The organism is Rhizobium sp. SAFR-030 (assembly GCF_059415005.1).
In genome coordinates, this window is sequence record NZ_JBPFDO010000006.1 from 277,135 (window position 1) to 299,381 (window position 22,247).

Genomic DNA, 22,247 nt, shown 5'->3' on the forward strand with positions numbered 1-22,247 from the left:
TCAGTTGGCCCAGGCGATCGGCTATCCTGGTGGGGCGCCGTCGACCGTCAGTGCCACGGCAACAGCCGCGAAACCGACTGTTTTTGAGCCGGACTGCCAGGCTTGGCGAGCGGGTATCCGTCGAGGCACCACTGACAGCTGCTGCGAGAGAAGCGGGACTCTACCTCCCCCCTAGAGCCGAGCCGCTTGCCGGCGACGGCGCTGCCCCGGCGGCTGGCTTCCACTGGTCCGTGGGCGGCTGTGCCGGCAATGGAGCGGCCTCTCGGCGATAGCCCCGGCTCCTTCAGGAAGCCGTCTCCTCAACCGAGGTAATCGCCCAAGCTGCCCGACACCATTGCACGACATTCCGAGCGCAGCGATAGGCTGCGCACCCAAGGAAAAAGGCCCGGCTGCGTCCGCAGCCAGGCCCTGTGAGATGTCGTTCCGCCGTTGCCGGATCAGGCGATGGCAAAGCCTTCGTCGTCAGCAACCGCCACGCCGTTGATGGTGGTCCTCGTCTGGCCCTCGGTCTTTTCCACGGTGATGGCGAAGGTGCGATCGCCAATCTTCAGCTCGGCACTGAAGCCTGGCCACTCGGAGGGAAGCGCCGGGCGGACGAAGAGCCGCTCGCCCTCACGGCGGATGCCGAGGATGCCCTCGACAGCGGCTCGGTACAGCCATCCGGCCGACCCGGTATACCAGGTCCAGCCGCCACGACCGGTGAGGTCGCCTTCCCCATAGACGTCGGCTGCGACGACATACGGTTCGACCCGGTAGTGATCGGCGGCCTGACGGTCGAGCGCATGGTTGACCGGGTTCAGGAGCTTGAACGCCTTCCAGGCATCATCGCCGCGTCCGAGTTCCGCCAGAGCCAGCACCACCCAGATGGCGGCATGGGTATACTGCCCACCGTTTTCGCGCACGCCCGGCGGATAGGCCTTGATGTAGCCCGGGTCCTTCGGCGTGTTGGCGAAGGCCGGCGTGAACAGGCGGATAATGCCGCCCTCTTCATCGACGAGACGGTCCATCACTGCATTCATCGCCTGCTCCGCGCGGGCCGGATCACCTTCTCCGGACAGCACGCTCCACGACTGGCCGAGCGAATCGAGCGCGCATTCCAGATTGCCGTTGGCACCCAGCGGGCTGCCGTCGTCAAAATAGCCGCGGCGATAGTAGGTGCCGTCCCAGCCGGCCGTTTCCAGCGACTGCTTGAGCGACGCCAGATGACTGGTCCAGGCCTGCACACGGGCGCCGTCGCCACGCTCCTCGGCATAGGGAAGGAAGCGCCGCAGGGCGGCCGCCAGGAACCAGCCGAGCCAGACGCTCGTGCCGCGTCCGCCGATGCCGACGCGGTTCATGCCGTCGTTCCAGTCGCCGCCGAGGATCAGCGGCAGCCCGTTCGAACCCGTCCGCTGGATGGCGAGGTCGAGCGCCCGGGCGGCATGCTCGTAAAGCGATGCCGTTTCAGCCGACAGCTGCGGTTTGTAGAAGGCGTCATGCTGTGTCGCCAGCAGCGCGGGACCCTCCAGGAAGGGCGTCTGCTCATCGAGGACGGCCTTGTCGCCGGTCGCCTGGATATACTGGTGCGCAGCGAAGGCCAGCCACACGACGTCGTCGGAGATCGTCGTGCGGACACCGGCGCCGCTGCCCGGAAGCCACCAATGCTGCACGTCGCCTTCGCTGAACTGGCGGCTGGCAGCGTTGACGATCTGCTTGCGGGCAAGTTCCGGCGCATGCAGCAGGAACGCCAGCGTGTCCTGCAACTGGTCGCGGAAGCCGTAGGCGCCGGATGACTGGTAGAACGCCGTGCGCGACAGGATCCGGCACCCGAGAGCCTGATAGGGCAGCCAGGTGTTGACCATGTTGTTCAGCGCCTTGTCCGGCGTCTGGACCTTCAGCCTGCCGGTAAACTCTTGCCAGAAGCCGTGGGTCTGATCGAGCACGGTCTGGAAGTTGCCGCCACGGACGTCGGCTGCCAGCGCCGAGGCATCTTCACGGCTGCCGGCATCACCGAGGAAGAAGGTGATGGTCTTCTCCTCGCCCGGTGCAAGCTCGATATCGCAGGCGACGGCCGCACACGGCGCACCGTCCGGCTCAAGCCCGCCGTTCAGCGGCGAACCGGAAAGGACCGCCGTCGGGGCGTGCATGCTGCCGAAGCGGCCGACGAAGTCGCGCCGGCTGGTGGTGAAGCCGGAGATCTCCGCGTCGCAGCCGAAGAACGACGTACGGTGGAAGTCGATGCTGTGGGGGTTGGTGGCAAACAGCGTTCCGGTCGTCTCGTCGCGGCCGCTCAGTACGAACGGCAGCGTCCGCTGCGGGTTGTTGCCGAGGATCCACTCGACATAGCCGTAGACGCGCAGACGGCGAGCCTCGGTCCCGGTATTGCGCACCACCATCTTCGACAGCTTGACCGGCCGCTGGCGATCGACGGTCTGCGAGAGCGAGAGCGAGAGACCCTCCTCCTGCGCCGTGAAGGTCGAGTAGCCGAGGCCGTGGCGGGCTTCGAAGGTGACCGACGGGCGGCGCGACAGGGCGGCGAACGGCGTCGACACCTGGCCGCTCTGCAGATCCGCCACGTAGAAGCCTTCGCCGGTCCGGTTGATGACCGGATCGTTCGACCATGGCGTCAGCTGGTAATCGCGGGAGTTCTGGCTCCAGGTGAAGCCGGCTCCCTCGGCCGAGATATGGAAGCCGAAATTCTCGTTGGAGATGACGTTGATCCACGGCTGAGGAGTGGCACCGCCACCGTTCAGCCGCACGACATACTCATCGCCTTCGGTCGAGAACCCGCCATAGCCGTTCCAGTAGTGGAGGTCGGTCGCCGAAGTCTCGCTCGGAGAACCGAAATCGCCGGCGGACAGCAGCGCCCGCCGATCCAGTTCGGCTTCGGCGCCGCGCGGTGCGGCAAACAGCGACACGGCACGGGTGACCTGATCCTCGATCTTGCCGTTGCGTGCGTGCAGGACCACCCGCGAGGCGGCGATCAGCGTCGCCCATGTGGCTTCGTCCATCAGGTCGCGGCGAAGCGCAAACACTTGCTGACGTCCTTCCGACAGGCCCTGCCGGCGGATGCTCTCGCTGATGTGGTCGATCGCGTGCTGCATATCCTGCGCGTAGGACGCAGGCTTTTCGTTGACGATGACGAGATCGGCCATGACGCCGCGCGAGCGCAGGTATTCCTGAGCCGACAGCGCCTCCTTGACGATGTCCATGTCCATTTCGTCATTGACGCGCAGGGTGAGGATCGGCAGGTCGCCGGAGATCGAAACACCCCAGAGCTTGCTCTGCGAGCCGAGCCCGGCCTCGACGGTCGCCGCATCGGCACGCAGGTGCATGTCGGGATAGACGAGGTAGCGGCCAAGATGCTGGAAGGCGCCGGCCTGCTGCGAGCTGATGCCGATATGGCGCATCTGCACCTGCACGCGGGTCCAGGCCTGCGTCAGTTCCGAGCTGAACGCGTCCGGGTGGCGGTAGCGCTCGATGGCGAAATCCAGTTCCTCGCGGCTCGGTGCTGCGATCGTCCAGAAGATCACGCTGACCTTCTTGCCGGCCGGCACGCGCACGACGCGCCGCATCGACAGGATCGGATCGAGCGTGAAGCCGTCGCTGCCGGAAAGCGTTGCATCGGCATCGAAGGCCGCGGCTTCGCTCAGCGTGCGGCCGCGTCCAAGGAAGCGGCGACGGTCGGTCTCGAATTCCGTCGGGCGTGCCGAGCCGGCATTGTCGGCGGCCAGATGCGCCACATGCATCGACGTTTCGTTCGGGTTGCGACGATTGCGCCAGGCGCGGATGACATCGCCGCGACGGCCGATCTCGGTGCGGATGAACATCCGCGAGAAAACCGGGTGGGCGTTGTCGTCGTCTTCGTGAGCAATCACCGGCTCAAGGTAGGACGTGACCTCTATGAAACGGTCCTCGCTGCCGGTGTTGAGCAGCGTCAGGCGTCGGCCTTCAGCATCGTGCTCGGTCGCCACGATGCATTCGACGGTGCTGGTCAGCGTGCCGACGGTCTTGTGGAACTCGGCCTTCTCGTCACTGAAGACGGTCTTGCTCTTTTCGCCTTCGGCGCGCCGCGGCTCGGTGGTCGTCGACCACCATTCGCCGGTCGCCGTATCGCGCAGGAACAAGAAGTTGCCCCAGCGGTCCTCGACCGGATCGGCCTTCCAGCGCGACACGGCCAGACCGTTCCAGCGCGAATAGCCGGTACCTGTTGCGGTCAGCATGGTCGAGTAGTGGCCGTTGGAGAGGAACACCATCTCGCGGTCGCGGCTGGCCGGATCCTGAACCGTGCGGACCTCGGGACGCAACAGGTCGGCCTGGCCCTTGCCGGGCGTTTCCGGCTCGTATTTCGAGCCCATCACCGGAACGTCGCGCGGCGCCTTTTCCTGCAGCAGCAGTTCGGCGGCTTCGACCACCGGGTCGGAGTGGAAGAGTTCGCGCAGCTTGCCATTGTTGACGACGTTGGCGATCGCCGCGATCGACATCCCATGGTGGTGGGCATAATAGTTGAACACCACCGCGCACTTCTTGCCTTCCGGCACGCGTGTCGGAGTGAAATCGACTGCATCGTGGAAGCCGTATTTGCCGAGCGCGCCGACCGCCCGCAGTCTCTGCAGGTTCTCGAGCGCCTCGAGCGGCTTGTACTGGCTGGCGAGGATCGACGCGTAGGGCGCGATGACGGCATTCTGGCCAAGCCCGCGCTTCAGGCCGAGCGTCGGCACGCCGAAGTTGGTGTACTGATAATTGAGGTTATGGTCGCGGGCATTGAACGCGGCCTCCGAAATCCCCCAGGGGATGTTCAGACGGCGGCCGTGGTTCATCTGCTCCTCGACGATCAGATTGTTCGTCTGGTTGAGGATGCCGCCCTGGCGCTCCTGCATGACGAGCGGCGGCATCAGGTATTCGAACATCGAGCCGGACCACGAGATCAGCGCGCCGCGCGCGCCGATCGGCACGACCTGGCGGCCGAGGCGATACCAGTGCTCGGTCGGCAGATCGCCCTTGGCGATGGCAAACAGGCTGGTCAGCCGGCATTCGGACGCCAGAAGGTCGTAGCACGCCTCGTCGAGATCATTGCTGTCCACCCGGTAGCCGATCGACAGCAGACGGCGGTCCTTCCGATAGAGGAAGGTGAAGTCCATCGAGAAGGCCAGCTGGCGCGCCTTGTCGCGCAGCTGGATCAGCCGCTGGCGCAGCGGTTCGATATTGGTCATGTCGAAGGTCGTGTCGGCGATATGCGCCTCACAGGCCTGGACGAGCGATTCCGCCCACCGGGTGACTTCCGAGCTCTGTATTGAGCCGACTTCGTGGTCGAGATTGGCGGCGAGCTTCTGGATGTCGCGCGCCAGCACCGACAGGTTGATGATGCGGATCGAGGCGAACTCGTGCTCCCGCTTGACCGAGACCAGCGCATTGCCGAAGCCGATGATCCGCTCTTCGAGACGCCGGCGCAGCGGGCGAACCGTCTTCCGGTCGTCGGGCAGCTCGTTCAGCGCTTCAGACAGAATGCCGGCAACGTCTCCAATGCCGTCAAGGCTCGCCTGCAGATGCGCGGACGGCGCCTCCGCCCATTCGCGGCAGGCCGACGACACGGCAATCAGATGGCCGGCAAGGTTTCCGCTGTCGACCGTCGATACATAGCGCGGGCCAAGCGTCAGAAGCGTGTCGGTGTAGTACCAGTTGTACAGATGGCCGCGGAACTTCTCCATCTTGTCGACCGTGGCAACCGTCGCCTCGATGCGGCTCAGCGTTTCCTGGAAGCTGATCCAGCCGAAGTGACGGGCAGATACCACCGACAGAAGATAGACGCCGATATTTGTCGGCGAGGTGCGCTTGGCGACGACCGGCTCCGGCTTTTCCTGGAAATTGTCCGGCGGCAGGAAATGCTGGTCTTCGGTGACGAAGGCTTCGTAGTAGCGCCAGGTGCGCCGCGAGATCTTGCGCAGTTCGACCGAGACGGCTTCCGGCACGAACAGCCGGTCCTCGGTTTCAGCCGACTGGCTGACATACCAGGCGACGATCGGCGACAGGACCCAGAGAAGCACGAAGGGCAGGCCGACCAGGAAGGCGTTGTCGTCGGGAAGCGAGGCCAGCATCAGGCCCAGCACGGCGGCCAGCGGCGCGTGCCACATCGAGCGGTAATAGGCCTGCGGGCTGCCCTGCGCAGACGACTGGATGCTGGCGGCGGTGCGCCATTCCAGCATCATCTTGCGCGACACGAACAGGCGGTAGACCGAGCGGATGATGGCATCCAGCATCATGAACGCCGAATCGGCGATGAACACGATGCGCAGCGCAACCTGCGCGTTGGCGGAACGAATGTCCGACCAGACCGAATAGAAGTGCGCCCGCGGCACGATGTCGGTGGAGCGCGGCACGATGCCGGTCACCAGGGACACGGTCGGCGCGACGAACAGCGAGAAGATCAGCAGGATCTGCCAGACCAGTGCGCCGAACGGGTCCATGAAGTACCAGCCGAGCACCGAGGCAAAGAACCAGGCGATGGGTGTCAGCGAACGGCGCAGGTTGTCGACCATCTTCCAACGCCCGAGCGCGGTGACGCCGCGCATCGGATCGAGGATGTAAGGCAGGAGCTGCCAGTCGCCACGGGCCCAGCGATGCTGGCGCGACACTTCGACCTCGTAGCGGGTCGGGAAATCCTCGACCAGTTCGACGTCGGTGACCAGCGCGCAGCGGGCGAACGAACCTTCGAGAAGGTCGTGGCTGAGGACGGCGTTCTCTTCGATGCGGCCGCGAAGGGCCGTCTCGAAGGCATCGACGTGATAGAGGCCCTTGCCGGTGAACGAGCCTTCGCCGGTCAGATCCTGATAGACGTCGGAGACGGTGAACACGTAAGGGTCGATGCCGCGGCTGATCGAATAGACCCGCTGGAAGACGGAGGCATCCTTGCCGGTGGTCAGCGACGGCGTGACGCGCGGCTGCAACAGGCCGTAGCCATGGATGACGCGGCCGGAATGCGGGTCGTGAACCGGCTGGTTGATCGGATGGTGCAGCTTGCCGACGAGCTTGGTCACCGCATCGCGCATCAGGCGCGTGTCGGCATCGAGCGTCATCACGTACTGGACGTTTTCCGGCACGGTGTTGGCGCCGGGCAGATAGGTGGTGTCCTTATCGCCGCGCAACAGGAGGTTCAGCTCATGCAGCTTGCCGCGCTTGCGTTCCCAGCCCATCCAGGCGCCTTCGGACGGATTGTAGAGCCGGCGGCGATGCAGGAGATAGAAGCGCGTCTTGCCGTCGAACGCGTAGCGGGCGCTGAGCTGTGCCACTTCCTGGCGGGCATATTCCAGCACCTCCAGATCGGCGTCCGTCTGTTCGATGGCGCTGTCGCGCCAGTCGCTCAACAACGCGAAGTAGATTTCGCCGTGCGGGTTGGCGAGGTAGTGAACCTCGAGATTGCGCACCAGTTCATCGACCGTATCGCGGTTGGTGATCATGCACGGGACGGCGACCAGGGTGCGGGCTTCTTCGGGGATGCCAGTCTTGAACTCGTAGCCGACCAGCCGCGAGGGCTTCACGATATACGTGACGAGCGTGTTGAAGAGACCCGTCGCTCCTTCGGAGGCCGGCAGCGAGAACATCAGCAGGAACAGCAGGATGAGCGGCCAGCTCATGCCGGTTCCGGACAGGAACAGGCCCACCAGTGCGAGCGCCAGGAAGGTGAGAAGCAGAACCGGCCCGGCAACCGCGAACCAGTTCATCTTCTGGACGGCACGGATGACCCGCTGCGCCACGGTCGGGCGATAACCGACCGCCTGCTCCAGTTCCGGCCGGTACATGCCGGTGAGGAAGGCGCCGACATTGGCCTTGTGCGGATCCGGTTCCGGCGCGCGCTTGGCCTCTTCGGCCAGCGCGATCGCCACTTTGGCCACCTCGATTTCGCTCATGCCGCTCTCGCGGGCAAGCTTCTCGATGCGGTTCCGGTAGGAGTTGCGCGAACCGAAATCGAGGTCGCTGTAGTCGCTCTGGTCGCGCAGAACCCGGTCGACGAGGCAGACATCCTCGAACCAGACGCTCCACTCGGTGTCGTCGATCTCCCGCAGGCTCTTGATGATGTTGCCCATCGTCACGTTGCCGGAGGACAGGCGGTTGTGTTCCGCCATCATCACTTCTTCGGTGTCCGTGCCAGCCTTTTCCAGCCGCGCCTCGAGCCATGCGATGGCGAAGCCCGGCGACTGGGAGGCATTGCGCAGGCGGTAGAGGAACTGCGTCGAGAACGTGTTGTCTTCAGTGAGCGGCTCGATCTTGCGCAGCAGCTCGGCGCTCGCCGCCTCGTCGTTCAGGCGGATGATCTCGTCGGCGGCCTCGTTGGCCTGCTGGCGCATTCGACGCGAACGCTCGACGCGGCTGGAAATGCGACGCAGGTTCTCGATCAGCACGAAGCGCAGGAAGGACGGCAGGGCCCAGAGTTCGCCGATTTCCAGCGACTGGTGGATCTGGAAGCCTTCCGTCATCGCCGTCAGGTTATCGCGCGACACGGTGCTGTGGGTGTGCGCCACATACAGCCAGGCGACCGCCAGCACGCGCGGGATTTCGATGCTGCCGACCATCATCGTCGGCAACTGCTTGTAGAACTTGCGCGGGAAGTCGCGCCGCACCTCCTGGATCGCTTCCTCGACGATGTAGTGGTTGTCGAGCAGCCACTCGGCTGCTGGCGTGATCGCCGCGCCCGCCTCGACATCCTTGGCCGTCGACCGGTAGACGCGCAGGATCTCCCGCTCGTTCTCCTTGTGCCGCTCGCGGAAGTCGAATGCCATGAAGCCCGGCAGCGTCTGCGCACCGTCGCGCGCCAGCGCCTCGCCGCAGGTCTTCAACGCCTCGGCATTGTAGTAGGTCGCTCGGATCGCCTCGTTGTGGTCGATCTGCTTGCCTTCGGTTTCGCGCGAGGTGGCAGCGGGCGTATTATGAAATGACATGGTGTCGGCTTCTGAGAATGAGGGGCACTGTCGAGGCAAGGAAGACCCGGATGTTCGCAGGCGTGCGGATTACCGCGCGAACGAACCGGAAGACCTCGTAGCAAAGAGGGATGCGCGCGGCAGGTGCCGCAGACAGGTGACGTTGGCAGAGCAAGCAGAAAGGCAAAACCTGTACACCAGTTTCTCCAAAACTATGACCTCTCGCCTCTATTCCTGAAGGCATGAATGAATCCTGAACGTATTCAGCCGCTTGGAATCGATAATATGACCTGTTTGTGCATGGAAGGCATGACGCGGAACGCCGCTCAGCGCGTAAAGCCGCGAACCTTCACTTGGTTCCATGGCACGGCAAGCGCCGGATCGACGCCCTCCGGCCCTCCGGCAGGCGTGCCGGCGCACGGCCCCCTCGCCGTCGTCGGCGTGCAAGACCCTTACCGACGTCAGGCTATCCTGCTAGAGCTATCGGCCTGCCAAGACTGCGCGGAACGCGCAAAGACGCTGTGAATGGTGAGACCCATGACGATCCAGTTCTCCAATGACATGCCCGAACTCGTGGCGGTGCGCCGCTATCTCCACCAGCACCCCGAGCTTGGGCTTTCCGAGTTCAAGACCTCCGATTTCATTGCCGCGCAACTGACGGCTCTTGGCTACGAGGTGACGCGTGGCCTTGGCCAGACCGGCCTCGTCGCAACGCTGAGGAACGGATCCGGCACCCGCGCCATCGGCATCCGTGCCGATATCGATGCCCTGCCGATCACCGAGGAAACTGGCGCCGAACACACGAGCCTGAACACCGGCATGATGCATGCCTGCGGCCACGACGGACACACGGCGATGCTGCTCGGCGCGGCGAAATCCCTGTCGGAGCGCCGTAATTTTGACGGCACGGTGCATCTGATCTTCCAGCCCGCCGAAGAGAACTTCGCCGGCGCCAAGCTGATGATTGACGACGGGCTGTTCGACCGTTTCCCCTGCGACGCGGTGTTCGGCCTGCACAACGAGCCGGCGCTTCCGTTCGGCAAGATTGCCGTCAAGGAAGGCCCGATCATGGCTGCGGCGGACGAGTGCCTGATCGTCGTCAACGGTCGCGGCGGACATGGCGCCGAGCCGCAGGACGCCTCCGACCCGATCGTCTGCGGCGCCAGCATCATCATGGCGCTGCAGACCGTTGTGTCGCGCAACCTGCACCCGATGGAGCAGGCCGTCGTGACGATCGGCGCCTTCAACGCCGGCAAGGCGAGCAACGTCATCCCCGAGCGGGCGGAGATGGCGATCACCATCCGCTCTTTCGACCAGACGGTGCGCGACATGCTGGAGACGCGTATTCGGGAAGTCGCCGAGGGCCAGGCGGCAAGCTACGGCATGAGCGTCACGATCACCTACGAGCGCGGCTACGAGCCGACCATCAACCACGCGGCAGAGACCGACTTCGTGCGCAGCGTGGCGCAGCGGGTGGTCGGTCAGGAGAACGTGGTCGACCTGCCGCGGCCGTCAATGGGCAGCGAAGACTTCGCCTTCATGCTCGCCGAACGTCCCGGCAGCTACTTCCTGCTCGGCACCGGCCGGACGGACAACGACCCGCCGCTTCACCACCCGCGCTTCGACTTCAACGACGACGCGCTGCCAATCGGCGTGGCGATGTGGGTGGAAATCGCGGAAACCTTCCTCAAGCCCGCCTGAGGACTTCCCACGCAAACAAAAAAGCCTCCCGCTGCGTGCGGAAGGCTTTCTCCGGGAGGATCGAGAGTGTCGTTTTGCTCAGTGGACGAGGCCGAGCACCAGCGCGCCGACGAACCCGAAGGCAGCAACGGTGAGCGCCCCGTAGCAGGTCCGCAGCACCCCCCGGTCGAGGACAAGGCTCGCAACACCGTCGCGTCGTACCGATACCCTTTGATGTCGATGGGTCATTGTCGCTCCTCCTGCGTCACAATCACGTCACAGATGTTAATTGATCTCTACCGGATTGGTAGAGATCATCTTCCACCGAGACCGGCACTTCGGGAAAATTCTTCCAACCGACTTGACCGGCAGACCGGAAGCGGAAGAGTGCGTCCCAGAACGGGTGGGAGAGGGATTGCATGGCGGATATCGATGCGGTTGTGGTCGGTGCGGGCGTGATAGGCCTTGCCTGCGCCCGCGAACTGGCGCTGTCGGGTGCATCGGTCCTGATCCTCGAAGGCGAGACCGCTATCGGCGCCGGCACCTCGTCACGCAACAGCGAAGTCATCCATGCCGGGCTCTACTATCCGCACGGCAGCCTGAAGGCCCGGTTGTGCCTGGAAGGACGCGAACGGCTGTACGATTTCTGCCAGACGCACGGTGTTGCGCATCGGCGCTGCGGCAAGCTGATTGTCGCATCCACCGATCAGGAGCTCCCGGTGATCGAGAATCTCAGGCAGAAGGGCGAGGCCAATGGCTGCACCGATCTGCGCCTGCTGTCCGCGGACGAGGCGCGACGGCTCGAACCATCGCTCGCCTGCGTCGGCGCCCTTTTGTCGCCGTCGACCGGCATCATCGACAGCCACGCCTACATGCTGGCGCTCCAGGGTGACGCCGAGGATGCCGGCGCACAGATCGCTCTGCGGGCACCGCTTCTGAGTGCCCGGATCGAGCCCGAGGGTTTCATCGTCAGCGCCGGTGGAGCCGATCCGCTTGAGCTCTCCTGCCGCATGCTGATTAACGCCGCAGGCCTAGCCGCCTCAACGGTTGCCGGGAGCATCGAGGGCCTGGCTCCGCAACACATCCCGCCGACGCGCTATGCCAAGGGCAGCTATTTCATGCTGACCGGCAAGGCGCCGTTCACGCATCTCATCTATCCGGCACCGCACGCCCATGGTCTGGGCGTTCACCTGACGCTCGACCTCGGCGGCCAGGCGCGCTTCGGTCCCGACGTCGAATGGGTGGAAACGATCGACTACGCCGTCGATCCGGCCCGCCGCGCGGGGTTCGACGAAGCGATCCGCCGCTACTGGCCAGACCTGCCGGACGATGCCCTGGTGCCGGGCTATTCCGGCATCCGTCCGAAGATCAGCAGGCCTGCCGACCCGGCTGCAGATTTCCGCGTCGATGGCCCGCAAATGCATGGCGTCCCCGGGCTCGTCAACCTGTTCGGCATCGAGAGCCCGGGGCTGACGGCATCGCTCGCCATCGCCGGCCATGTGGCTGACCTGATCCTCCCGGACCGTCGCCAGGCCGCTAGCGGCGTTCCGTCTCGCTGAGGCCCTCGTCTGCCATGTTCGGCCGGATGAGCGCCTTGATCGGCAGGTGATCGGACGCCACGCGGGCAAGCGCCGAATCATGCACCTTCACCGCATCGATGAGGCCGGGCCGGTTGCTCATGATGCGGTCGAGCGCCAGCACCGGCAACCGCGATGGAAAGCTTGGAACCGCAGCCGGCATGCCGCGGAAGGTCCTTGCCAGCGAATTCAGCGAGGAGCGATCGCCCAGGCGCCATTCGTTGAGGTCGCCCATCAGCAGTGTCGGGTGATCGTCTCGGGAACTGAGAATGTCGAGGATCATCCGGGCCTGCTGCTGACGTGACCGGTTGAGCAGACCGAGATGGGCGGCAATCACCCGCAGCACGGTGCCGTCCTTCAGCTCCAGTTCGGTCATCAGCGCGCCGCGCGGCTCAAGTCCGGGCAGCCGCAGCGGATGCACGTCGCGCACTATTCCTTCGCGGAAGAACAGCACATTGCCGTGCCATCCATGCGCCTTGCTGACACCGCCGATCGGCACCGGCAGCAGTCCCGCCTCGCGCTCCATCCAGCCGAGATCGAGGAGACCCCGCCGTTCGCCGAACCGGCTGTCCGCCTCCTGCAGCGCCAATACGTCCGGGCCGATCTCGCGGATAACGTTGGCAATGCGGCTCGGGTCGAACCGTCCATCGACTCCGACGCATTTGTGGACATTGTAGGAGGCGACGAGAAGCGCGGCGGCATCCCGCTCCGAAGCCGCGCTTCCTTCAAGGCCGCGTTGCTTGCGATTGCGCAGCGATGAGATGATGCTGGCGGGGAGATTGGGCCTCTGTCCAGAGGACCGTCGGGTGGGATCGAAAACCATGATGCCAGTATAGCGCGGCGGCGACCTGCTTCCAGTCCCGGATCAAAGATAGGGCGAGCCGAGCCAGAGGATGCGCTCGAACAGCCGCACCGGCAGTGGCCGCGCGCGCAGCACGTCGAGCAGCACCGGCGCCGAGCTTTCCAGAGCCTTGACGAACCGGGCCTCCAGGGCTTCGGCAAACGCGCTGTCGAAAATCTCGACGTCGACCTCGAAGTTGAGGCGCAGCGATCTCGGGTCCATGTTCGACGAGCCGACATAGGCCCAGCGTCCGTCGACCACCATCAGCTTGGAGTGGTTGAAGGGCCCCGAGGCGCGCCAGATACGGCAGTCACCCTTGAGGATCTGGTCGAACTGCGCAGTCATCGCCCGGTCGACAAGCGTCAGATTGTTTGACGCCGGCACGATGATGTCGACCTCGACGCCGCGTCGCGCCGCCGTCGCCATGGCGCTGATCAGTTCGCGGTCCGGCAGGAAATAGGGCGAAATAATCTTGATCGACGAGCGGGCGACGGATACCGCGCCCATCAGCATCTTATGGTTTGTCTCAAGGCTGCGGTCGGGGCCGGACGCCACAACGCGCGCCAGGAGCGCCTCGCCAGGCTCGCCAGACGGCGGTTCTATCCGCCAGGGTTCGTCTGTCAGCACCTCGCCATTGGCGAAACGCCAGTCTTCGGCAGCCACGGCGAACAGATCAGCGACGGCCGGGCCGGTGATCCTGAAATGTGTGTCGATGGCGCAGTCGTCGCCGGTGAACTCACGCGAGAATGCCTCGCGGATATTGATGCCGCCGGTAAACGCGGTCGCGCCGTCCACCACCATGATCTTGCGGTGCGTGCGCAGATTGGCATAGGGCATGCGCAGCCCCATGATGACGTTGCCGTTGAACACATCGACGGTCACGCCGCCGTCGCGCAGCATGCCGAGCACGCTCGGCACCGAATAGCGGGCACCGACGGCATCGATCAGCACCCGCACCTCGACGCCGCGCGATGCAGCTTCCGACAGCGCCTTGACGATGCGCCGGCCGATCCGGTCGCGGTCGAAGATGTAGGTTTCGAGGATGATGCTGCGCCGGGCACTGCCGATCGCCTCCAGCATCGAGGCGTAGGCGGCATCGCCGCCGTCCAGGACGGCGACGCTATTGCCGGTCGTCACCAGCCGTCGGGCAACCCGGTCGCCCAGCGTCTTCATCGCCATGAAGCGCCGGCCGAACTGCAGCGCGACGATATCGTCCGAAGCGTCGAAGGAGGCCATGTGGCCGGAGAAATCGCCCTGCCGCAGGAGACGCTGGTTGAACACCGCGGTGCGCCGGATCCGGTTGATGCCGACCACCAGGTAGAGAAGCGCGCCGATCAGTGGCGACAGCACGATGACGCCGACCCAGCCGATCGCCGAGCGTACCTCTTCCTTGGTCATGGCCGCATGGATGGCAGCCGTCGCCCCCATCAGCACCGACAGGGCAAAGACGATGTGCGGCCAGTAGGGCGACAGGAGATCCAGCATGCCCCAGATATACGCAGGAGCCCCAAGCCCGCAATCGGCTATTTCGAACATCGTCCGAGACGGGGATGGCAGCCCGACATCTGGAGCCACTGTACGGTATCGGACATATTTACCGACTGATAACCATAAACAGGCACAGTAGCCGCCCAGAGAGACCCGCTTTCCCGCCGACGTCTGCAACGAGGTCATCATGACGACCGCACATGGCATGCCCGTTCTTCAGCAGACTGTTGCAGCCACTCCGCGCTCGATGCGCGTCGTCACCGGCAGCATCAGCACCGAGCTCTCGCGCTTCAGTGCCGACAACACGCATGTGGTGAAGCAGATCAAGCTTCTGGCCATTAACGCGCTGATCGAGGCGGCGCGCGCCGGCGAGACCGGTAAGGGTTTTGCCGTGGTCGCCAACGAGGTGCAGCGTCTTGCGCATGTGGCGACCGACATCGCCGGCCGCTTCGAGAGCAACGTGCTGGGACGCATCGGCGTCGGCCAGCTGATGGCAGATGCCCTGGTCAACGAGATGGAGGGCGTGCGGCTGACGGACCTCGCCCAGACGCTGGTGCAGCTGATTGTCCGCAACCTTTTCGAGCGCACAGCCGATGTCCGCTGGTGGGCGACGGACCCGGCGCTGTGGCAGGCGCTGCAGGAGCCCGGTTCGGAACGATCGGAGTTTGCCGCAAGCCGGCTCGGCGTGATCAACCGGTTCTACACCGTCTATCACGACCTGGTCCTCACCGATCTTTCCGGCCGCATCATCGCCTCTGCCAATCCCGCCCACCAGCGCAGGATCGCCGGACGCTCGCTGGCCGGAGATCCGTGGTTCCAGAAGGCGGCCCAATGCCGGTCAGGGGACGACTATATCGTCGACGAGGTGAAGGAGAGCCCGCTTCACAACGGTCACCATGTTCTGGTCTACGCCACCGGCGTCCGCGAGGGCGGCACGGGCGATGGCAGGCTGATCGGCACGCTGGGCGTCTATTTCGACTGGCAGAACCAGGGCCACGCGATCGTCGAGAAGGAGGCGAACCTGCCCGAGCAGCAGGCGCAGCGTTCGACAGTCATGCTGCTCGACGAGAATGCACGAGTGATTGCCTGCAACCGTCCGGAGCAGCTGTTCTCGCATTTCGCGCTTCGCCGCGACGGCGACCGTCAGAAAGGCAGCTACTACAACGACGACGGAGCGATCGTCGCCTATGCCCGCACGCTCGGCTACGAGGATTATGACGGGCTCGGATGGTGCGGTGTCGTGGTTCAGGAAACCGAGAGCGACGATGCCATCCGCTGCCAGCTGGAGCAGCGGACGGCAAGATAGGCCGACCTCAGTTCAGGCGACCGCCCATGGCAACGATCGGCGGCTCGGTGCCTGCCGGGATCGGGCTGCGATAGGTCTGGCCCTTCAGCCGGCGCTTCAGATCCGCCCAGGCGGCCTCTCGCAGTTGCTCGCTCTGCAGTGCCGCCAGCCCCGTCGCCGCCATCGCCTTGGCAGCCGAGATCATTCCCTTGTGGGCGAGCGGGCTCTTGCCCTGCGAGACGACCTGCCACGTGTGCAGCTGGGTGCCGATGGCAAGCGTCGGGCCGTAGGCCTGCACCGTCGGCACCACCCAGCTAACGTCCGAAACGTCGGTGGAGCCGCCCATCTGCCGCACCTCGTTGTGGCGCGGCAAAATGAAGTCGGCAAGCGGGATGTCGCGCTCCTCCAGCCGCTCCTGCGCCCAGCTTGCGGCGATATCCTCGCCGGTCAGCGTATCGCGGATGGCCTGCGCGAAGGCGTGGTCCTTGTCATCGAAATCGGGCGCGCCGAGGCTCTCCCAGATATCCTGCATGGTGTCCATCAGCGGCGTGTTGACGATCAGGTTCGACACGCCGGAGAGGACGATGTTTTCCATCTTCGTCTCGGTCATCAGTGCCGCGCCCTCGGCAACCTTCTTCACCCGCTCGATCAGCGAAAACAGGCCCGCGAGCTCCGGTGCCCGCACGACGTAACGGACCTTGGCATGCGCCTGCACGACGTTCGGCGAAATACCGCCGGCATCCAGAAGTGCGTAGTGGATGCGGCAATCCTGCTGCATGTGCTCGCGCAGATAGTTGACGCCGACATTCATCAGCTCGACCGCATCAAGCGCGCTGCGGCCAAGTTCGGGGCTGGCCGACGCATGCGAGGCGCGACCGGAGAAGGTGAAATCGATTCGGCAATTGGCGAGCGATGTCTCGCGCTGTACCCCGGCAAAATTGCTCGGATGCCAGCAGATCGCCACATCGACATCTTCGAAGGCGCCGGCGCGAACCATGAATGCCTTGGCGGCACCGCCTTCTTCGGCCGGGCAGCCATAATAGCGCACCCGTCCCGGAGTGCCCGTCTCCTCCAGCCAGTCCTTGAGCGCGGTCGCCGCCAGCAGTGACGCGGAGCCGAGCAGGTTGTGGCCGCAGCCGTGACCGTTGGCGCCCGGCGTCAGCGGATCGTGATCCGTGGTGCCGGCCTTCTGGCTGAGGCCGGCCAGCGCATCATATTCGCCGAGGAAGGCGATGACCGGTCCGCCCTCGCCCGCCTCGCCGATCAAAGCGGTCGGAATGCCGGCGACGTTCTGGGTGATCGTGAAACCCTGCGTCTCCAGCATCTCGCGGTGGGCTGCAGCAGACTCGACTTCCATGTAGCAGGTCTCGGGCGTCGCCCAGACGCGGTCCGCGAGCTCCTTGAACACCTCCCTTTTTCTGTCGACGGCATCGAAGATTTCGGGATGGTTGCTGCTGCTCATGGACATCGAATTTCACCTGCATGCGATAACGGAAAACGACGGCGACCCTACTCCAGCCGAAGCCAAACGCCAACCTTTCTTGCAGCGATCAGGAATGCCGCATTTTTGCGCAGAGCGCGGATTCCAGACGTCCCCAGCCGTCCACGCCAGGCAGGCCGATGCGCAGCACGTCCGGATGGTCGGAGAAGCGCCGGACGAGGATGCCGGCCTCTCCCAGATGCTCAAACACGGCCTGTGCGCGCCGATCGCGCAGATAGCGGAACAGCGAGGTGCCGCCACAGACATTGAGGCCGGCGGTGGCGAGCAGTCCATCCAGGCGGCCTGCGTCTTTTGTCAGACGCTCGCGCATTTGCGCCTGCCACGCATGGTCGCGAAACGCTTCGCGTCCCACATGCAAGGTCGGTCCTGGAATAGCCCAGGGTCCGAGCCGTGCCGACAGCCATTCGGCGATCGGTTGAGGCGCAACGGCAAAGCCCAGCCGCACGCCGGCAAGCCCATAGAACTTGCCGAACGAGCGCAGCACGATCAGCCCGTCATGCACGCCATCCACGACACTGTGTGATGGCGCGATCACCTCCATGAAGGCCTCGTCGACCAGCAGCAGGCCACCCTTGCTCGACAGGCGACGCGACAGAGCAAGCAGATCGTCGCGCCCGATCAGCCGGCCGTCGGGATTGTTGGGGTTCACCACGATTGCCAGATCGGCGGAGGACAGGTCTTCGAAATGGGCGGTCTCGTGGACGGTGAAGCCGCAGAGACGGGCGAGGCGCGCATGCTCGGCATAGGTGGGCGACAGAATCGCGGCAGTTCTGCCGGAGGGGCCGGAGGGGCCGAAAACCGCCTCGATGATCAGCGGCAGCAGGATGTGCGTGCCGGGTGCCGCGGCCAGGTGATCAGCCGACGGCGCGCCATAGGCCCGTGCCGCCTCGACCCTCAGGCAGGCCAGATCGGCGGGCTCCGGCAGCCGGGAAAAAGCGGTGGCCGGAGGGGGGGAATAGGGATAGGAGTGCGGGTTGATGCCGGTGGACAGGTCGATCCACGGTGTCGGCGCATCCGGAAACATCTGCTGCGCACGCGCCAGATTGCCGCCGTGCTCGATCGCCTGTCCGTCCTGCTTGCCCTGTTTGAGATCCATGGCCTTTTCTCTCGCCTTCCTCGCCCTGCTTATTGAACGGCTTGTCGGCTATCCGCAATGGCTGGTTGCCCGGATCGGCCATCCGGTGATGTGGATCGGGGCGCTGATCGACAGGCTGGAGAAGCGCTTCAACGACCTGTCGCTGTCCTTCGGCCACCGGCGCCGCAATGGCGTCATCGCCTTCCTGATCCTCGCCGCCGTCACGCTCATCATCGCACTGTTCGTCGAGCGCAGCCTCCTCTGGCTGCCGTTCGGTCTGTTCGTCGTCGCGATCGTCTCGTCGAGCCTGATTGCCCAGAAAAGCCTGGAAGCGCATGTGAAGGCGGTCGCCGTCGGCCTGGAGACAGGCGGCCTGGATGGCGGGCGCAAGGCCGTATCGATGATTGTCGGCCGCGATCCCGATCAACTGGATGAGGCGGGCGTCAGCCGTGCGGCGATCGAGAGCCTGGCCGAGAACTTTTCCGATGGCATCACCGCGCCCGTCGTCTGGCTCGGCCTGCTCGGTCTGCCCGGTGCCGCGCTCTACAAGGCAACGAACACTGCCGACAGCATGATCGGCCACCGGAACGCCCGCTACGGCGCCTTCGGCTGGGCCGCCGCGCGCTTCGACGACCTCGTCAACTTGCCGGCCTCACGGCTGACGGCGCTGTTGTTCATCGCCGCGGCCGCCATCGTGCCCGGCACCTCGGCGAAGGCCGCATGGGCGGCCGTCCGGCGTGACGCCCGAAAGCACAAGTCGCCGAATGCCGGCTGGCCGGAGGCAGCAATGGCCGGCGCGCTGGGGCTGGCACTTGCCGGCCCGCGTGTCTACGACGGCGTGCTGGTCGACGACCACATGATGGGCGAAGGCGGGCGCCGCGAGGCGACTGCCGATGACATAAGACGGGCGCTGGCGCTGGCGCGCGTCGCCGACCTGCTGCTGATCATCCTCTTCGGCCTGCTGGCCGACGGATTCAGCGTGCTAGGGTGAGCAGCCGGTCGAGATCGAGGTGCTTCTCCATGTGCGCGGCCAGCCGGTCGAGCACCTCTTCGACACCCTGCTCGTAATCGAGCCGGCTCGACGTTCCACCCAGCCGCTTCAGCCAGGCGGACCGCTGCCGATCGTTCGAAAACAACCCGTGGACATAGGTGCCGCTGACGAGGCCCGAAGCGGATATCGCGCCCTCCCGAGTGCCGTCGATCCGGCCGAAAGGTCGCGCTCGATCGGGACCGTCGGTTTCGCCGACATGCATTTCATAGCCGGCAAACGACGTACCGTCCGAAGTCTCGCCGGCAACGGCAACCAGATGTTTTTCGCCGGTCAGCCGCGTCGCCACGTCGAGCAGCCCGAGCCCCGTCTCCACGGCGCCGGCCGGTCCCTCGATGCCGTCAGGATCGCCGACCGACTGGCCGAGCATCTGGTACCCACCGCACAATCCGAGCACCGGCCGGCCGCGCCGCACATGGGCAGCGATGTCGATGTCGAAGCCGGCGCCCTTCAGAGCCCGCAGATCGGCGATAGTGGCTTTCGATCCCAGCAGCAGGATGAGATCCGCATCCGCCGGCAGCACCTCGCCCGGCCGGACCCGAACCAGTTGCACCTGCGGCTCGGCGTCAAGCGGATCCAGATCGTCGAAATTCGACACATGCGGCAGCAGCGGCACGGCGATGCGGATCCTCGCACCGGCCTTCTCGGCGGGTGCCGAGTTCAAAGCCAGCGCATCTTCGGCCGGCAGGCGAATGGCCTCGGCGAAATGCGGCAGGAGACCGATCGGCGACCAGCCGGTAAAGCCTTCGATCATCCGCATGCCCTCGGCAAACAGCGTCGGGTCGCCCCGAAACCGGTTGACGATGAAGCCGCGGATCATCGCTGCGTCCTCGGGATCGAGCACCAGCTTGGTGCCGGCGATGCTGGCGATCACGCCGCCGCGGTCGATATCGCCGATCAGCACGACGGGTACCTCGGCGGCGCGGGCAAACCCCATATTGGCGATGTCGTTGCGCCGTAGGTTGATCTCCGAGGCGCTCCCCGCACCTTCGACCAGCACCAGATCCGCCGCCGCCTTCAACCGCGCAAAGCTGTCGAGCACGCGCGGCATGAGGCCGGCCTTCATCTGCTGGTATTCTGCGGCTTTCGCATTTCCCTCGACCTTGCCCTGAACCACCAGCTGGGCGCCGACATCGCTCTGCGGCTTCAGCAGCACCGGGTTCATGTGCACCGACAGCGGCACTCTCGCGGCACGCGCCTGCAGGGCCTGCGCCCGTCCGATCTCGCCGCCGTCTGCCGTGACGGCGGCATTGTTGGACATGTTCTGCGGCTTGAACGGCAGGACGCGAAGCCCGCGCAGGGTAAACGCCCGCGCCAGGCCGGCGACGATCAGCGACTTGCCGACGTCGGAGCCGGTGCCCTGGAACATCAGCGCCCTTGCCGTCGCCACGGCAGTCATCAGAACTCGATCCCGGCCTGCGCCTTCACGCCGGCCTTGAAGTGATGCTTCACCAGCGTCATCTCGGTCACCATGTCGGCGGCTTCCACCAGCGCCGGCTTGGCATTGCGGCCGGTAACGATGACGTGCAGGTCCGGTCGGCGCGCGACGAGATCGGCGACCACCTTTTCCAGATCCAGATAGTCGTAGCGCAACGCGATGTTCAACTCGTCGAGGATGACGAGCCCAACCTCCGGCTGCGCCATCACCTCCAGCGCCTTCTCCCAGGCGCGTTCGGCGGCCTCGACGTCGCGCTTCAGGTCCTGGGTGTCCCAGGTGAACCCCTCGCCCATCGTGCGCCAGATCACCCGGTCGCCGAACGCCTGCATGGCGACGCGCTCGCCGGTATCCCAGGCGCCCTTGATGAACTGGATGACGGCGACCTTGCGGCCATGCCCGAGCATGCGCAGCGCCAGCCCGAAGGCAGCCGTCGACTTGCCCTTGCCGGGTCCGGTATTGACGATCAGCAGCCCCTTCTCGATGGTCTTCGAGGCCACTTCTGCATCCTGGACGGCCTTGCGGTTTTCCATCTTGCGCTTGTGGCGCTCGGCCTCCGAGACCTCGATGTCTTTCATATGCGGCTCCCCTGTCGGCAGGCTTTGAGGCGGAGGCGGGACTATAGTCGATGCGCCCGCTCCGGCAATGGCCGACTGCCGCCATTGACACATCCGCGCCTAAGCGCATAGTGGAATGGCAACGGTCTTTTCCCGGCAACGGGGAAAGCTAAGAGGGAACGCGGTGCGGCATCAGTGCCAAGACCGCGGCTGCCCCCGCAACTGTAAGCGGCCCCCGCCATCACGAGCGGGAACCCGGCGCACCAGGCCACTGGAGGGATACCTTCGGGAAGGCCGCGCAAGGGCGACAATCCGCGAGCCAGGAGACCTGCCGTTGACGATCATGAATCCAGCCGGGCGGGGTGCTCCGGCACGGATGTTACCTGACATTCCGGCGTGTGGCCGTGAATGTGCGCCCCACCATGAAGCACGCTTGGGGTGTCGGTTTGGATCTTTCTCGGCAATTGAACGAACGCGACGCGACGCAGGCGGTCGAGCCGGCACGCGTGGTGATCCACGTCTGCGAAACATGCCGCGGCACCGCAGACGGCACTGACTTGCCGCGCGACGGGTCGCGGCTTGCCGAGGCAACCCGTGATCTGGCCGCCGCAGGGATCGAAGTCCGCGGCGTATCCTGCCTTGCCAACTGCAAACGCGGGCTCAGCGCCGCAATTCTCAACCCTGACGGCTGGAGCTACGTCTTCGGCGACCTGACGACGGAAAGCGCCGAGGATCTGCTGACCGGAGCCCGCCTGCTGGCCGGATCGACGGACGGCCTGATGCCCTGGAAGGGGCGTCCCGACAGCCTGAAACGCGGCATGATCGCCCGCGTGCCTCCCCTCGATTTCACGCCCCATCAGAAGCCATAA

General features: G+C 65.2%; 13 protein-coding genes and 1 riboswitch. Of the genes, 5 read left to right on the plus strand and 8 right to left on the minus strand.

What is annotated here, in order from left to right; genetic code table 11:
- Window positions 1–437: 437 nt before the first annotated feature.
- Complete coding sequence (locus tag ACR65N_RS19415; protein ID WP_440458326.1) at window positions 438–8,912, minus strand: GH36-type glycosyl hydrolase domain-containing protein; 8,475 nt, start codon at window positions 8,910–8,912, stop codon at window positions 438–440.
- A 516-nt stretch (window positions 8,913–9,428) separates the two neighbouring features.
- Between ACR65N_RS19415 and ACR65N_RS19420 the strand changes: the two genes are divergently transcribed.
- On the plus strand, window positions 9,429–10,592 hold the full coding sequence (locus ACR65N_RS19420; protein WP_440458327.1) for a M20 aminoacylase family protein: 1,164 nt from the start codon (window positions 9,429–9,431) through the stop codon (window positions 10,590–10,592).
- 78 nt (window positions 10,593–10,670) lie between these two features.
- Here ACR65N_RS19420 and ACR65N_RS19425 read toward each other — a convergent pair whose 3' ends face one another.
- Entirely contained in the window at window positions 10,671–10,820 is a 150-nt protein-coding gene (locus ACR65N_RS19425) for a hypothetical protein (protein ID WP_430307688.1), read from the minus strand.
- A gap of 170 nt (window positions 10,821–10,990) precedes the next feature.
- On the opposite strand from ACR65N_RS19425, the gene ACR65N_RS19430 reads away from it, so the two are divergent.
- On the plus strand, window positions 10,991–12,130 hold the full coding sequence (locus ACR65N_RS19430) for an NAD(P)/FAD-dependent oxidoreductase (RefSeq protein WP_440458328.1): 1,140 nt from the start codon (window positions 10,991–10,993) through the stop codon (window positions 12,128–12,130).
- Here the strand turns inward: ACR65N_RS19430 and ACR65N_RS19435 are convergent.
- Both ACR65N_RS19435 and cls read right to left on the minus strand, forming a co-directional pair.
- Entirely contained in the window at window positions 12,108–12,971 is an 864-nt protein-coding gene (locus ACR65N_RS19435) for an endonuclease/exonuclease/phosphatase family protein (RefSeq protein WP_440458329.1), read from the minus strand. The two genes, ACR65N_RS19430 and ACR65N_RS19435, sit on opposite strands and share 23 nt — an antisense overlap.
- Window positions 12,972–13,013: 42 nt before the next feature.
- Window positions 13,014–14,474: a cardiolipin synthase gene (gene cls, locus ACR65N_RS19440; protein WP_440458391.1), complete on the minus strand. Its 1,461-nt coding sequence runs from the start codon at window positions 14,472–14,474 to the stop codon at window positions 13,014–13,016.
- A 190-nt stretch (window positions 14,475–14,664) separates the two neighbouring features.
- Between cls and ACR65N_RS19445 the strand changes: the two genes are divergently transcribed.
- Complete coding sequence (locus tag ACR65N_RS19445; RefSeq protein ID WP_440458330.1) at window positions 14,665–15,783, plus strand: methyl-accepting chemotaxis protein; 1,119 nt, start codon at window positions 14,665–14,667, stop codon at window positions 15,781–15,783.
- A gap of 7 nt (window positions 15,784–15,790) precedes the next feature.
- On the opposite strand, the gene ACR65N_RS19450 is transcribed toward ACR65N_RS19445, so the two are convergent.
- Both ACR65N_RS19450 and cobD read right to left on the minus strand, forming a co-directional pair.
- Window positions 15,791–17,230 carry a M20 family metallopeptidase gene (locus tag ACR65N_RS19450; protein WP_440458331.1) on the minus strand — a complete coding sequence of 480 codons (1,440 nt, stop codon included), beginning with the start codon at window positions 17,228–17,230 and terminating at the stop codon, window positions 15,791–15,793.
- An 82-nt stretch (window positions 17,231–17,312) separates the two neighbouring features.
- The gene (gene cobD / locus ACR65N_RS19455; protein ID WP_440458332.1) at window positions 17,313–18,359 is read right to left on the minus strand and encodes a threonine-phosphate decarboxylase CobD; all 1,047 of its coding nucleotides are present in this window, start codon (window positions 18,357–18,359) and stop codon (window positions 17,313–17,315) included.
- Between cobD and cbiB the strand changes: the two genes are divergently transcribed.
- Window positions 18,358–19,329: an adenosylcobinamide-phosphate synthase CbiB gene (gene cbiB, locus ACR65N_RS19460; RefSeq protein ID WP_440458333.1), complete on the plus strand. Its 972-nt coding sequence runs from the start codon at window positions 18,358–18,360 to the stop codon at window positions 19,327–19,329. The genes cobD and cbiB overlap by 2 nt on opposite strands.
- Here the strand turns inward: cbiB and ACR65N_RS19465 are convergent.
- Both ACR65N_RS19465 and cobO read right to left on the minus strand, forming a co-directional pair.
- Window positions 19,313–20,785 (minus strand): cobyric acid synthase, encoded by a 1,473-nt coding sequence (locus tag ACR65N_RS19465; RefSeq protein ID WP_440458334.1) that lies wholly within the window; start codon window positions 20,783–20,785, stop codon window positions 19,313–19,315. The genes cbiB and ACR65N_RS19465 overlap by 17 nt on opposite strands.
- A complete protein-coding gene (cobO, locus tag ACR65N_RS19470; protein ID WP_440458335.1) occupies window positions 20,785–21,399 on the minus strand; it encodes a cob(I)yrinic acid a,c-diamide adenosyltransferase in 615 nt (204 codons plus the stop codon). Before cobO ends, ACR65N_RS19465 begins: the two co-directional genes overlap by 1 nt.
- 105 nt (window positions 21,400–21,504) lie before the next feature.
- A riboswitch (cobalamin riboswitch) is annotated at window positions 21,505–21,728 on the plus strand.
- 114 nt (window positions 21,729–21,842) lie between these two features.
- On the opposite strand from cobO, the gene ACR65N_RS19475 reads away from it, so the two are divergent.
- Entirely contained in the window at window positions 21,843–22,247 is a 405-nt protein-coding gene (locus ACR65N_RS19475; RefSeq protein ID WP_440458336.1) for a DUF1636 family protein, read from the plus strand.